The 12,600-nt window shown below is 68.2% G+C and carries 13 protein-coding genes and 1 pseudogene; 12 read left to right on the top strand and 2 right to left on the bottom strand.

Going from position 1 to position 12,600, the window contains the following annotated elements; genetic code table 11:
- A pseudogene (locus ABDW59_RS23685) lies at positions 1 to 305 on the top strand (ATP-dependent helicase); the annotation flags it as partial.
- A gap of 158 nt (positions 306 to 463) precedes the next feature.
- Here the strand turns inward: ABDW59_RS23685 and ABDW59_RS23680 are convergent.
- Both ABDW59_RS23680 and ABDW59_RS23675 read right to left on the bottom strand, forming a co-directional pair.
- Positions 464 to 1,258 carry an SAM-dependent methyltransferase gene (locus ABDW59_RS23680; RefSeq protein ID WP_343633791.1) on the bottom strand — a complete coding sequence of 265 codons (795 nt, stop codon included), beginning with the start codon at positions 1,256 to 1,258 and terminating at the stop codon, positions 464 to 466.
- 65 nt (positions 1,259 to 1,323) lie between these two features.
- Positions 1,324 to 1,926: a Maf family nucleotide pyrophosphatase gene (locus ABDW59_RS23675; protein ID WP_343633789.1), complete on the bottom strand. Its 603-nt coding sequence runs from the start codon at positions 1,924 to 1,926 to the stop codon at positions 1,324 to 1,326.
- Positions 1,927 to 1,966: 40 nt separating this feature from the next.
- Here ABDW59_RS23675 and ABDW59_RS23670 point away from each other — a divergent pair, with 40 nt between their 5' ends.
- From ABDW59_RS23670 to ABDW59_RS23620, 11 genes are all read left to right on the top strand, one after another.
- Complete coding sequence (locus tag ABDW59_RS23670; protein WP_343633787.1) at positions 1,967 to 2,536, top strand: DUF177 domain-containing protein; 570 nt, start codon at positions 1,967 to 1,969, stop codon at positions 2,534 to 2,536.
- 194 nt (positions 2,537 to 2,730) lie between these two features.
- On the top strand, positions 2,731 to 2,916 hold the full coding sequence (gene rpmF, locus ABDW59_RS23665; protein WP_343633785.1) for a 50S ribosomal protein L32: 186 nt from the start codon (positions 2,731 to 2,733) through the stop codon (positions 2,914 to 2,916).
- A gap of 331 nt (positions 2,917 to 3,247) precedes the next feature.
- Positions 3,248 to 4,381 (top strand): phosphate acyltransferase PlsX, encoded by a 1,134-nt coding sequence (gene plsX, locus ABDW59_RS23660; RefSeq protein ID WP_343633783.1) that lies wholly within the window; start codon positions 3,248 to 3,250, stop codon positions 4,379 to 4,381.
- A complete protein-coding gene (locus ABDW59_RS23655) occupies positions 4,378 to 5,367 on the top strand; it encodes a beta-ketoacyl-ACP synthase III (protein WP_343633781.1) in 990 nt (329 codons plus the stop codon). Before plsX ends, ABDW59_RS23655 begins: the two co-directional genes overlap by 4 nt.
- A gap of 126 nt (positions 5,368 to 5,493) precedes the next feature.
- Positions 5,494 to 6,435, top strand: coding sequence for an ACP S-malonyltransferase (fabD, locus tag ABDW59_RS23650; protein ID WP_343633779.1), 942 nt, complete (start codon positions 5,494 to 5,496; stop codon positions 6,433 to 6,435).
- Positions 6,436 to 6,507: 72 nt separating this feature from the next.
- The gene (gene fabG, locus ABDW59_RS23645; protein WP_343633777.1) at positions 6,508 to 7,245 is read left to right on the top strand and encodes a 3-oxoacyl-ACP reductase FabG; all 738 of its coding nucleotides are present in this window, start codon (positions 6,508 to 6,510) and stop codon (positions 7,243 to 7,245) included.
- A 192-nt stretch (positions 7,246 to 7,437) separates the two neighbouring features.
- Complete coding sequence (gene acpP / locus ABDW59_RS23640; RefSeq protein WP_058936430.1) at positions 7,438 to 7,677, top strand: acyl carrier protein; 240 nt, start codon at positions 7,438 to 7,440, stop codon at positions 7,675 to 7,677.
- Positions 7,678 to 7,686: 9 nt separating this feature from the next.
- A complete protein-coding gene (fabF, locus tag ABDW59_RS23635; RefSeq protein ID WP_343633775.1) occupies positions 7,687 to 8,934 on the top strand; it encodes a beta-ketoacyl-ACP synthase II in 1,248 nt (415 codons plus the stop codon).
- Positions 8,935 to 8,961: 27 nt separating this feature from the next.
- Complete coding sequence (locus tag ABDW59_RS23630; RefSeq protein ID WP_343633773.1) at positions 8,962 to 9,441, top strand: hypothetical protein; 480 nt, start codon at positions 8,962 to 8,964, stop codon at positions 9,439 to 9,441.
- Between the two features lie 77 nt (positions 9,442 to 9,518).
- Entirely contained in the window at positions 9,519 to 11,036 is a 1,518-nt protein-coding gene (locus tag ABDW59_RS23625) for a DegQ family serine endoprotease (RefSeq protein ID WP_343633771.1), read from the top strand.
- A gap of 557 nt (positions 11,037 to 11,593) precedes the next feature.
- Positions 11,594 to 12,600: GTP-binding protein (locus tag ABDW59_RS23620; RefSeq protein ID WP_343633769.1), on the top strand; the 1,007-nt coding region annotated here is incomplete at its 3' end.

Genomic DNA, 12,600 nt, shown 5'->3' with positions numbered 1-12,600 from the left:
GTGACCGTGGAGAGCGCACCGAAGGCAGCGGTGAGCGCCGCGACTTCCGTCGCGAGCGCGAGGATCGTCGCGACGAGGCCTATGGCTCGTCGGCCCCTTATCGCGCACCGCAGCGTCAAGCCGCCTACGACCCGCTGTTCGACAAGCCCTACGAGTCGAACGAGCGCTCGGAAGCCGCCGCCTGGGAGAAGGGGCAGGCATCGGCCGCCCGCGGTGGCATCTCGGCCAACATCAAGCCGAAGAAGAAGGTCGCGGCGCTGTTCGGCGCCAAGAAGCCGCCGATCACGGCGGACAGCGAGTCCTGATCTGAGCCGATCGACGCCGAGTCCGGCGTCGTGAAGCCAGCGAAACGGCCAGCATCTGCTGGCCGTTGTGCTTTCTGGCTCGCCTGGCTTCCCGGCTCTCTGGCTCTCCGGCCCGTCCGGCGCCGTGGGGCCTGTGGCGAGGGCGCCTTCGGGCGGGCTCAGCGCGCGCCGAGGATCGCGAACACGGCCGGCACCTTGTCCGGCAGCGCCTTCGGCGCCTGGCGCCATTGCGCGACCGTGGCCGAATGCGTCCAGGCGTTCTTCAGGCTCAGCCCGCAGCTGACCGACAGCAGGGTGCCCGGCTTGAGCGTCGCCAGCAGCGCCTGCAGCAGCGCGCCGTTGCGATAGGGCGTCTCGATCATGAGCTGGGTCTGCTGCTCGCGGGCGGAGAAGGCGTCCAGCGCCTTGATGCGAGCGCTGCGCTCGGCCGCCTCCAGCGGCAGATAGCCGACGAAGGCGAAGCTCTGGCCGTTCAGGCCGCTGGCCGCAAGCGCCATCAGCAGCGAGCTCGGCCCGGTCAGCGGCACCACCTCGATGCCTGCCGCATGCGCGGCGGCGACCAGCTTGGCGCCTGGATCGGCGACGGCGGGCATGCCTGCCTCGGAGATCAGCCCGATGTCCTGGCCGTGGTCCAGCGCGGGCGTCAGCAGCGCCAGCCACAGCTTCTCCTCGCTGGAGGAGGCGATGGCGGCGTTGGCCGCCGGGCCTCGGCCCTTGGGCGGGCGAGGCAGTTCCTCGATGCGCTGCTCCTGTAGCGGCAACGCCAGGGGGTGGATCGCGCCCACGCGCTTCAGGAAGGCGCGCGTGGTCTTGGCATTCTCGGCCGCCCAGTGCGTGATCGATGCGGCGCGCGCGAGCACCGCATCGGGCAGCACCTCGCGCAGATCGACCTCCTGGCCGTCCATGCCGAAGTCGAGGGTGTTGGGAACGAGATAGAGGCGGCCGCGGGTCATTGGGGTGGCAGTCAACGAGAGAAATGAAGGGGCGGGTCTGAGCGTCCGGCGCCTGCCCTGGGAAATCAGGTCAGCAGCGACAGCACGTCGAGTCCGCCTCGGCGCAGCAGCGCGGCGGTGCGGATCAGCGGCAGGCCGATGAGCGCCGTCGGATCGTCGGAGTCGATCGCGTCAAGCAGCGCAATGCCCAGGCCCTCGGCCTTGGCGCTGCCGGCGCAGTCATAGGGTTGCTCGGCGCGCAGATAGCGCTCGATATCGGCGTCGCTGAGGTCGCGGAAGCGCACGCGCACCGGCGCCAGATCCTCGGCGACGAATCCCGTGGCCTGGCAGACCACGGCCAGTGCCGTCTGGAACACCACCGTGCGGCCGCGCATCGCGCGTAGCTGCTCGACGGCGCGCTCATGCGTGCCGGGCTTGCCGATGGGCTGCCCGTCGAGATCGGCGACCTGATCGGAGCCGATCACCAGCGCCTCGGGGAAACGTGCGGCGACCGCGCGGGCCTTGGCCAGCGCCAGCCGGCGGGCGAGCGCCTCGGGCGTCTCGCCGGCATGGGGTGTCTCGTCGACATCGGGCGCGGCGGTCTCGAAGGGCGCGCGCAGGCGCTCCAGCAGCTCGCGCCGGTAGCGGGAGGTGGAGCCCAGGATCAACGGGCGGGGCGGGGCGGTCATGGGGCGCGATTCTCCCATCGGGCTCGTACACTTGCGCCCCATGAAACCGCGTTCCTTCGATCCCTTGAAGCTCGACGTCGAGGCCTTCGCCCGCGAGGGCGCCTCGCTCGAGGGCGAGTGGCCCGCCACCGCCTTGCCGCGCCTGGCCGAGTCGGCCGCGCCCGAATCCGACCCGGCTCACTGGCCGGCCGTCACCTGGTCCACCCGCGGCGAGCTGCGCACGCCCAAGGGCGGCGCCGCGCAGGTCTGGCTGGAGCTGTCCGCCGAGGCGCAGGTCTCGCTGACCTGCCAGCGCTGCCTCAAGCCGGTGGAGGAACACCTGACCGTGTCGCGCTGGTTCCGCTTCGTCAAGGACGAGGATCAGGCCGCCGAGCTGGACATGGACAGCGACGACGACGTGCTGGCGCTGGCCCGCCACCTCAACCTGCGCGAGCTGGTCGAGGACGAGCTGCTGCTGGAGCTGCCCGTGGTGCCGCGCCACGAGGAATGCCCCGAGCCGCTGCCGCATGCCAACGTCGAAGAGGACGAGGCGGCCGAGGAGGGGGAGGCCCGTCCGAACCCCTTCGCCGCGCTCGCCGCATTGAAGAAGGGAACGGGTGGTAAAGCCTGAGGGGCTTGTGCTATAGTCTCGGGCTTTCCCGGCTCGCATCGGCGATTCAGTCGAATCGTCATCAGGCAACAGGCCGGGACCGAGGCGTCGGTAGCGGAACACGGATCCGCGGCACAGCTCGAGTTCTCTCGAGAGCCCGAGCAAGCCTCGACTTCACCGTAGCCCACGAAGCCGAAGCCTTCAGGAGAATCAACATGGCCGTTCAGCAAAACAAGAAGTCCCCGTCGAAGCGCGGCATGCACCGCTCGCACAATGCCCTGACCACGCCGGGCACCGCGATCGAGCCGACCACCGGCGAAGTGCATCTGCGTCACCACATCAGCCCCAACGGCTTCTACCGTGGCCGCAAGGTGCTGAAGACCAAGGCCGACGCCGCCTGATCGACTGGTCGATCCGGCCGCGCAGGGCGCCGACGGTGCCCCGCCTGGTCCCCATCGAATGATGCAAGCCCGGCTCCGCGAATAGCGTTGCCGGGCTTTCGTTCGTCCCGATGCGGCAGATCGATCCTCTTTTCGTTCCCTCTTCCGCTCCTTCTTCCTTTTCCTCTTCTTCCGCTGACCCCGATCGACGCCCGGCCACCGCGGGTGCCCTCGCTTGTCCCCCTGGGGCGGCTCGCGTAAGGTCGGCGGCTTGGCCGAATGGCCGGCTGTCGCGCATGTTTCTTGCACGCTCGCTACAGTCGGCCTGGTCGGCGCCACTTTCCAGCTTTCGATGTCCGCAATTCCCGCCTCCAGCTCTTCGCCCTCCGCCGAGCCCCTCCGTCTGGCGGTGGACTGCATGGGCGGCGACCACGGCCCGTCCGTGACGCTCCCGGCCTGCAAGGCCTTCCTGGCCGCGCATCCGCAGGCGGAGCTGCTGCTCGTCGGTCAGCCCGAGGCGCTCAAGGAAGCCGCGTCCTGGCCGCGCGCCCGCATCGTGCCCGCCAGCGAGGTCGTCAGCATGGACGATCCGATCGAGGTCGCGCTGCGCCGCAAGAAGGACTCGTCGATGCGGGTCGCGCTCCAGCAGCTCAAGGCCGGCAAGGACGGCTCCGCGATCCAGGCGCAGGCCTGCGTGTCGGCCGGCAACACCGGCGCGCTGATGGCGGTCGCGAAATATCTGCTCAAGACGCTGGAGGGCATCGACCGCCCCGCCATCGCCACGGTGATGCCCAACCAGATCGGCGGCTTCACGACGGTGCTGGACCTGGGTGCCAACGTCGACTGCGGCCCGGAACACCTGCTGCAATTCGCGGTGATGGGCAGCGCACTGGTGTCGGCGGTCGACGGCAAGGACAACCCCAGCGTCGGCCTGCTCAACATCGGCGAGGAAATGATCAAGGGCAACGAGACCATCAAACGCGCCGGCGAGCTGCTGCGCGAGGTCGCCGCCCACGATCAGATCAACTTCCACGGCAACGTGGAGGGCAACGACATCTTCAAGGGCACGACCGACGTCGTGGTCTGCGACGGCTTCGTCGGCAACGTGGCGCTCAAGACCGCCGAGGGGCTGGCGAGCATGATCTCCAGCTTCATCAAGGCCGAGTTCACCCGCAACGCCGGCACCAAGCTGATCGCGCTGTTGGCCATGCCGGTGCTGCAGCGCTTCAAGGACCGCGTCGACCACCGCCGCTTCAACGGCGCGGCGCTGCTGGGCCTGCGCGGCCTGGTCTTCAAGAGCCACGGATCGGCCGATGCATTCGCTTTCGAGCAGGCTTTGAACCGGGCGTATGATGCGGCCCGCAACCGGCTCCTAGACCGGGTTCACGATCGCATCGTCGCGACGCTGCAGGCGCTCCCCGCGCCTGCCAATGAGGAGGGCGGCGATGCTGGAGACAAGGCGACTTCCGCCGCCCAAGCTGCATGACCACTGCTTCCCCGCGCTACGCCCGCATTCTCGGTACGGGCAGCCATCTTCCCGGACCCCGCGTCTCCAATCAGGATCTGGCCGAGCGCCTCGCCCGTGACGGGATCGAGACCTCGCACGACTGGATCGTGGAGCGCACCGGCATCCACGCCCGCCATTTCGCCGCGCCAGACGTCACGTCCAGCGACTTGGCGCTCCCAGCTTCGCTGGCCGCGCTGGAGGCCGCCGGCGTCCGCCCCGACGAGATCGATCTGATCATCGTCGCCACGTCCACGCCGGACATGGTCTTCCCGTCCACCGCCTGCCTGCTGCAGAACAAGCTGGGCATCCATGGCTGCGCCGCCTTCGACGTGCAAGCCGTGTGCTCGGGCTTCGTCTACGCGCTGACCGTGGCCGATTCGATGATCAAGAGCGGCGCCGCCAGCAAGGCGCTGGTCGTGGGCGCGGAAGTGTTCTCGCGCATCCTGGACTTCAAGGACCGCACGACCTGCGTGCTGTTCGGCGACGGTGCCGGCGCGGTGGTGCTCGGCGCCAGCGACACGCCCGGCATCTTGGCCAGCGAACTCCACGCCGACGGCCGCCATGTCGACATCCTCTGCACCCCGGGCACCGTGTCCGGCGGCGCGGTGCTGGGTCACCCGCTGCTGAAGATGGACGGACAGGCCGTGTTCAAGCTCGCTGTCGGCGTGCTGGACAAGGTCGCGCGGGCGGTGCTCGAGAAGGCCGGCCGCAGCGAGTCCGACATCGACTGGCTGATCCCGCACCAGGCCAACATCCGCATCATGCAGGGCACGGCCAAGAAGCTGAAGATGTCCCTGGACAAGCTGATCGTGACCGTCGACGAGCACGGCAACACCTCGGCCGCGTCGATCCCGCTGGCACTGGACGCCGCGGTGCGCTCCGGCAAGATCAAGGCCGGCGACACGGTGATGCTGGAAGGCGTCGGCGGTGGATTCACCTGGGGCGCGGTCCTGCTGGACTTCTGACCCCCGACGCCCGCCCGGGCCGACCCGAGTCGGCTGGGGCTCGCGCGCTCGACGCGGCGGCACCGGCGTGCCGCGCTGTCATGCGCGCTCCAACCATTGAATAGACAGTCTGGGATTTCAACCGCCATGAGCAAGAACTTCGCATTCGTCTTCCCCGGCCAGGGCTCGCAATCGGTGGGCATGCTGGACGCCTGGGGCGATCATCCGGAAGTCGCCCGCACGCTGGCCGAAGCTTCGGCCGCGCTGGGCGAGGACGTCGGCGCGCTGATCAAGAACGGTCCCAAGGAGCAGCTGGATCTGACCACCAACACCCAGCCGGTCATGCTGACCGCGGGCGTGGCTTGCTACCGCGCGTGGATCGCCGAAACCGGCCTGGCGCCCGTCGCTGCGGCCGGCCACTCGCTGGGCGAGTACACCGCGCTGGTCGCCGCCGGCGCGCTGAGCCTGTCCGACGCGCTGCCGCTGGTGCGCTTCCGCGCGCAGGCCATGCAGGACGCCGTGCCGGTGGGCACGGGCGCGATGTCGGCCATCCTGGGCCTGGACGCTTCGGTGGTGCGCGAGGTCTGCGCCAGCGTGGCCGCCGAGACCGGCGAGGTCGTCGAGGCCGTGAACTTCAACGATCCCAAGCAGACCGTGATCGCGGGCAGCAAGGCCGGCATCGAGAAGGCCAACGAGGCGCTGAAGGCCGCGGGCGCCAAGCGCGCGCTGCCGCTGCCGGTGTCCGCCCCCTTCCACAGCAGCCTGATGAAGCCCGCCGCCGACCGCCTGCGCGAGAAGCTGGCCGCGGTGCAGTTCCAGCCGGCTGCGTTCCCGGTGATCAACAACATTGACGTCGCCGTGACCGACGACGCCCAGGCGCTGCGCGACGCGCTCTATCGCCAGGCCTTCGGCCCGGTGCGCTGGGTCGAGGTGGTGCAGGCGCTCAAGGCGCGCGGCCTGACGACCCTTCTGGAATGCGGCCCGGGCAAGGTGCTGGCCGGCATGGCCAAGCGCATCGACGGCGAGCTCGTCAGCGCGACCGTGCTGGATCCGGCCTCGCTGGCCGAGGCCCGCGCGCTGCTGGGCTGAGGCCCGGCGCGACCCGCGTTCAGACCTGATTCGAACGATCTCTCGAACGAACTCCGCATTCAAGGAATTCTCATGTCCGACAACAAGCAAGTGGCCCTGGTGACCGGCGCCAGCCGCGGCATCGGCCGCGCGATCGCGCTGACCCTGGCCAAGAAGGGCTTCGTCGTCATCGGCACCGCCACCAGCGAAGCCGGCGCCCAGGCCATCAGCGAAGCGCTGCAGCCGCACGGCGGCCGCGGCGCGGTGCTCAACGTCAACGACGGCGAGGCCGTCGACGCGCTGATCGACGCCATCGTCAAGCAGGACGGCGGCATCCAGGTCCTGGTCAACAACGCCGGCATCACCAAGGACATGCTGTCCATGCGGATGAAGGACGAGGATTGGGACGCCGTCCTGGATACGAATCTGAAGGCCGTGTTCCGCGCCAGCCGCGCGGTGATGCGTCCGATGATGAAGCAGCGCTACGGCCGCATCGTCAACATCACCTCGGTGGTGGGCGCGTCCGGCAACGCGGGTCAGGCGAACTACGCCGCCGCCAAGGCCGGCGTCGCGGGCATGACGCGTGCCCTGGCTCGTGAGCTGGGCAGCCGCTCGGTCACGGTGAACTGCGTGGCGCCGGGCTTCATCGCCACCGACATGACGGACGTGCTGCCCGAGGCGCAGAAGACCGCGCTGCTGGCGCAGATCCCCGCCGGCCGCCTGGGCGACCCGGACGAGATCGCCCATGCCGTGGCCTTCCTGGCCTCGCCCGAGGCGAGCTACATCACCGGCGTCGAGCTGCACGTCAACGGCGGCATGTACATGAATTGAGGTGGAGCACCGGCCGCGGACGGTCCGCGGGCGGCCCACCCACCGGATTCACCCGGCCGGTGTGGGGCTGATAGAGTGCGAGCGCGCGCCGTATCCCCTCGTGGAGGGCGCGCCTCGGGAGGTCCGTCTAGGGGCGCCACTCTAAGGCCTTAGAATCCCGGGTTGTTCTAGCAAACCCCTCCTGGAGGAGTCATGAGCGATATCGAAGCACGTGTCAAGAAAATCATCGCCGAGCAACTCGGCGTGCCCGAAGCCGATGTGACCAATGAGAAGGCCTTCGTGGCCGATCTGGGCGCCGATTCTCTGGACACCGTGGAACTGGTGATGGCCCTCGAAGACGAGTTCGGCATCGAGATCCCGGACGAAGAGGCCGAGAAGATCACGACCGTCCAGCTCGCGATCGACTACGCCGTCAAGCACCAGAAGGCGTAAGCAAGCAGCATGAGCCGTCGTCGCGTCGTCGTCACCGGTCTCGGCCTGATCTCGCCCGTGGGCAACACGGTCGAGCAGGGCTGGGCCAACATCGTGGCCGGAAAGTCCGGCATCGACACCATCACCCGTTTCGATGCCAGCAACCTGGCCTGCCACTTCGCTGGCGAGGTCAAGGACTTCAAGGTGGATGACTACATCCCCGCGAAGGAAGCCCGCCACATGGATACGTTCATCCATTACGGGCTGGCCGCTTCGCTGCAGGCGATCCGCGACGCGGGGCTGCCCACGGGCGACGCGCTGAGCCCGGAACTGGCGGAACGCATCGGCGTGCTCGTCGGCTCCGGCATCGGCGGCCTCCCGATGATCGAGCAGACGCATGAGGAACTGACCAACCGCGGCCCCCGCCGCATCAGTCCGTTCTTCGTGCCGGCCTCGATCATCAACATGATCTCCGGCCACGTGTCGATCCAGTGCGGCTTCAAGGGGCCGAACCTGGCGATCGTCACGGCCTGCACGACGGGACTGCACAGCATCGGCACCGCCGGTCGCATGATCGAGGCGGGCGACGCCGACATCATGGTGGCGGGCGGTTCGGAATCGACGGTGAGCCCGCTGGGCGTCGGCGGTTTCGCCGCGGCCCGCGCCCTGTCGACCCGCAACGACGATCCCAAGACCGCGTCGCGGCCCTGGGACAAGGACCGCGACGGCTTCGTGCTGGGCGAGGGCGCCGGCGTGCTGGTGCTCGAAGAGTACGAACACGCCAAGAAGCGCGGCGCCAAGATCTACGCCGAGCTGGTGGGCTTTGGCATGAGCGCCGACGCTTATCACATGACCGCGCCCGACGTGGAAGGTCCGACGCGCTCGATGCGCGCCGCGCTGCGCAACGCCGGATTGAACGCGGACCAGATCCAGTACATGAACGCGCACGGCACGTCGACCCCGCTGGGCGACGCGAACGAGACCAACGCGATCAAGGCGGCCTTCGGCGATTACGCCAAGAGCGGCCTGGTCGTGTCATCGACCAAGTCGATGACCGGTCACCTGCTGGGCGGCGCGGGCGGCATCGAGTCCGTCTTCACCGTCAAGGCGCTGCATGATCAGGTCGTTCCGCCGACGATCAACATCTTCAACCAGGATCCCGACTGCGACCTGGACTACTGCGCCAACGAGGCGCGGAAGATGCCGATCGAGTACGCCGCGAAGAACAACTTCGGTTTCGGCGGTACGAACGGCACCCTGATCTTCAAGCGGGTCTGAGTTTCAGTCCGCATCGGACGGCGACGCATGACGCCGGATCGATCCTCGACACGCCGGGCCATCGCCCGGCGTTTTTCATGCGCGAGGGATCCTCGCTGGCAGCGGTTCTCGCGCGCGCTCGCCGGCGCGGGGCTCGCAGCCGTGATGGCCGCGGTGATCGTTCACCTGGCTGACTTCCCTCAGGCGTGGTCGGACGAGGTCGGCCTGGCCGCGATGGCGGGCGTGAGCGCGTTCGCGATGCTCGGCTGGTGGCTGCCGACGCGGCCCGCGGTCGCCGAGGTCTTGCGCTTCGACGGCGCGCTCTGGTGGTGGGAACGCGCGGGCGAGCCGCTTGCCGTCGTCCCCGAAGTGTTCATCGATACCGAGCACTGGATGCTGGTGCGTCTGCGTGCCCGCGACGAGGAGGGCCGACCGCTCGGCCACCGCGCGCGTGGGTGGTTGGCGCTGTCGCGACGAGGGCTCGGATCGACCTGGACATCGCTGCGGCTGCACCTCTTCTTGGCCTAAGGCTGGCGTCATGCACGCCGATCAAATCCGGGCATGATGTGAGCCTTGTCTTCCTGCATCGCCTCTCGCGAGTGTTCATGCCCAATCTTCATCGCCTCGATCGCCAGCGTTTCCGCTCTCATCGATTTCTTGCGCTGACGGTCGCTGGCGCGGCCGTCCTGGGCGCGTCGCTGCCGGCGTTCGCGCAGTCCGTGGTCGCACAGCCGGCGATGCCGGTGACGGCGCCGCAGATGGTCGCGGCGCTGCCGGACTTCAGCGCGCTGGTCGAGCAAGCCGGCCCGGCCGTGGTGAACATCCGGACGTCCGAGAAGGTGAAGGCCGCCAACGCGCAAGTCGACGAGCAGATGCGCGAGCTGCTGCGCCGCTTCGGCATTCCCGTCCCTCCACAGCAGCGACGCGGCACGCCGGCGCCCAATCCCGCGCCGGACGACGAGGACGATGACGATTCCCCGCAGCGTCGCGGTCTGGGATCGGGCTTCGTGATCGCGGCCGACGGCTACGTGATGACCAATGCGCACGTCGTCGACGAGGCTGACGAGGTCACCGTCACGCTGACCGACAAGCGCGAGTTCAAGGCCAAGGTGGTCGGCCTGGACCGCCGCACCGATGTCGCGGTCCTCAAGATCGACGCGAAGAATCTGCCGCTGCTGCGCATGGGTGACGTCAGCAAGCTCAAGGTCGGCGAATGGGTGATGGCCATCGGCTCGCCCTTCGGCTTCGACAACACGGTCACGGCCGGCATCGTCAGCGCGAAGGCGCGCGACACCGGCGACCTGCTGCCGTTGATCCAGACCGACGTGGCCATCAACCCCGGCAACTCGGGTGGACCGCTGCTCAATCTGCGCGGCGAGGTGGTGGGGATCAACTCGCAGATCTACAGCCAGTCGGGCGGCTTCATGGGGATCTCGTTCGCGATCCCGATCGATGAGGCGATGCGGGTGGCCGACGAGCTGCGCGCCAGCGGCCGCGTCACGCGTGGCATGCTGGGCGTCTATCCGGACGACGTCAGCAAGGAAGTGGCTGAGGCCATCGGCTTGGGCAAGCCGCAGGGCGCGCTCATCACCCGCATCACGCCGGCCGGTCCCGGCGACAAGGCGGGGGTGCAGCTCGGCGACGTGATCACCAAGTTCGACGGCAAGCCGGTGGAGAAGGCCGTCGACCTGCGCCGCCTGGCGGCCGCGGCGAAGCCCGGCGCCAAGGTGCAGGTGACCGTGTTCCGCAAAGGCACCTACAAGGAGCTGACCGCGACCATGCAGGCGCTGCCGGATGACCGCAACCCCGCCACGCCGGAAGCCGAGGCGCCCGCTGCCGGCGGTGCGCAGGCCTGGGGTCTGAGCGTCAGCGAGTTGAGCGACGCCCAGCGCAAGGAATTGAAGGTCGACGGCGGCCTGAAGATTGACACCGCAGAAGGGCCCGCCGCGCGCGCCGGGCTGAAGGTGGGCGACGTCATCCTGAGCGCCAACAACGTCGACGTGAAGACGGTCAAGCAGTTCCAGGCGGTGCTGGCCAAGCTCGAGAAGGGCAAGAGCCTGCAGATGCTGGTGCGCCGCGGCGACGTGGCGACCTACGTCGTGCTCAAGCCCGGCAAGGGGTGAACGGCGGCTGGGGGCCCAGGCTGCCCGGTCAACCCAGCGCTGGCCTGGGGCTTTCCGCGATGCGGAATCCCGGCCGCGTTAGGAAGCCGGACGAGAAATTTAGCGTCGGTTGGTGCTTGCTCACGGATGTGACCAAGGCGGGGGATTGGTGCCTTGCTCCGCTACAATCGAGCCGCGTCAGCTGGCTTTTGTCGCCGTTCCGACGGTGAATCGGAACACCGCTCTGGCGGGCTTCAGCGATCCACAGGATGTCCTCAGCTTTTTGTGGATAACCTGTGTACAAAATCGCTGTTGGCGAAGGGCAACGACCGCGAAGCTCGCATCCATGCGGTTTCCAGGGCGGGGCTTTTGGCTACAATGAAAGCCCAACAAGCAGTTGCCATACGTTTTGTTGGAAGGCGCGTCACCAATTCGACGTGCCTTTTTTTTATGTCCAGTTCCGGCTCTGAGAAGGGCCGTGCTTCACTGCCTCGACCGGTCGACCGCGACGTGATTCAGGGTGCTCCGATCGAGCGCGGCTGGACACGCGGACGAATGCGCGGTCCCACCCCGAGTCCATGAACCACATCCGCAATTTCTCGATCATTGCCCACATCGACCACGGCAAGAGCACCCTGGCCGACCGGATCATCCAGCGGTGCGGCGGCTTGTCGGACCGGGAGATGGAAGCGCAGGTGCTGGACTCGATGGACATCGAGCGCGAGCGCGGCATCACGATCAAGGCGCAGACCGCCGCGCTGCAATACAAGGCGAAGGACGGTCAGGTCTACAACCTCAACCTGATCGACACGCCCGGACACGTGGACTTCTCGTATGAGGTCAGCCGCTCGCTGTCCGCCTGCGAGGGCGCGCTGCTGGTGGTGGACGCCAGCCAGGGCGTCGAGGCGCAGACCGTGGCCAACTGCTACACGGCGCTGGAGCTCGGCGTCGAGGTGATCCCGGTCCTGAACAAGATGGACCTGCCGCAGGCCAACCCGGACGGCGCCAAGGCCGAGATCGAAGACGTCATCGGCATCGACGCCACCGACGCGATCCCATGCTCGGCAAAGACCGGCATGGGCATCGACGAAATTCTTGAAGCCGTCATCGCCCGCATGCCTCCGCCCAAAGGCGTGGTCGAGGCCCCGCTGCGCGCCATGATCATCGACTCCTGGTTCGACAACTACGTCGGTGTGGTGATGCTGGTGCGCGTCGTCGACGGCACGCTGAAGAAGGGCGAGCGGATCCGCATGATGGCGACGAACGCCGTCTATCCGGCCGAGCACCTGGGCGTGTTCACGCCCAAGTCCGAGAACCGTCCCCAGCTGAACGCCGGCGAGGTCGGCTTCATCATCGCCGGCATCAAGGAGCTGGCGGCGGCGAAGGTGGGCGACACCATCACGCTGGAGAAGAAGCTCCCGAACAACCTGGGCCCCGCGGAAACGGCGCTGCCCGGCTTCAAGGAAATCCAGCCGCAGGTCTTCGCCGGTCTGTATCCGACCGAAGCCAGCGAGTACGACCAGTTGCGCGATGCGCTGGAGAAGCTCAAGCTCAACGACGCCTCGCTGCGTTTCGAGCCCGAGGT

It is taken from the genome of Roseateles sp. (genome assembly GCF_039595295.1).
GTDB lineage: Bacteria > Pseudomonadota > Gammaproteobacteria > Burkholderiales > Burkholderiaceae_C > Roseateles.
The sequence above is the reverse complement of the archived record's forward strand: the minus strand, read 5'-3'. Positions and strand labels throughout refer to the sequence as shown.

Coding starts and splice junctions, on each gene's coding strand:
- ABDW59_RS23680 (WP_343633791.1), bottom strand. CDS start 1,258: ATGACCCGCGGCCGCCTCTATCTCGTTCCCAACACCCTCGACTTCGGC.
- ABDW59_RS23675 (WP_343633789.1), bottom strand. CDS start 1,926: ATGACCGCCCCGCCCCGCCCGTTGATCCTGGGCTCCACCTCCCGCTAC.
- ABDW59_RS23670 (WP_343633787.1), top strand. CDS start 1,967: ATGAAACCGCGTTCCTTCGATCCCTTGAAGCTCGACGTCGAGGCCTTC.
- rpmF (WP_343633785.1), top strand. CDS start 2,731: ATGGCCGTTCAGCAAAACAAGAAGTCCCCGTCGAAGCGCGGCATGCAC.
- plsX (WP_343633783.1), top strand. CDS start 3,248: ATGTCCGCAATTCCCGCCTCCAGCTCTTCGCCCTCCGCCGAGCCCCTC.
- ABDW59_RS23655 (WP_343633781.1), top strand. CDS start 4,378: ATGACCACTGCTTCCCCGCGCTACGCCCGCATTCTCGGTACGGGCAGC.
- fabD (WP_343633779.1), top strand. CDS start 5,494: ATGAGCAAGAACTTCGCATTCGTCTTCCCCGGCCAGGGCTCGCAATCG.
- fabG (WP_343633777.1), top strand. CDS start 6,508: ATGTCCGACAACAAGCAAGTGGCCCTGGTGACCGGCGCCAGCCGCGGC.
- acpP (WP_058936430.1), top strand. CDS start 7,438: ATGAGCGATATCGAAGCACGTGTCAAGAAAATCATCGCCGAGCAACTC.
- fabF (WP_343633775.1), top strand. CDS start 7,687: ATGAGCCGTCGTCGCGTCGTCGTCACCGGTCTCGGCCTGATCTCGCCC.
- ABDW59_RS23630 (WP_343633773.1), top strand. CDS start 8,962: ATGACGCCGGATCGATCCTCGACACGCCGGGCCATCGCCCGGCGTTTT.
- ABDW59_RS23625 (WP_343633771.1), top strand. CDS start 9,519: ATGCCCAATCTTCATCGCCTCGATCGCCAGCGTTTCCGCTCTCATCGA.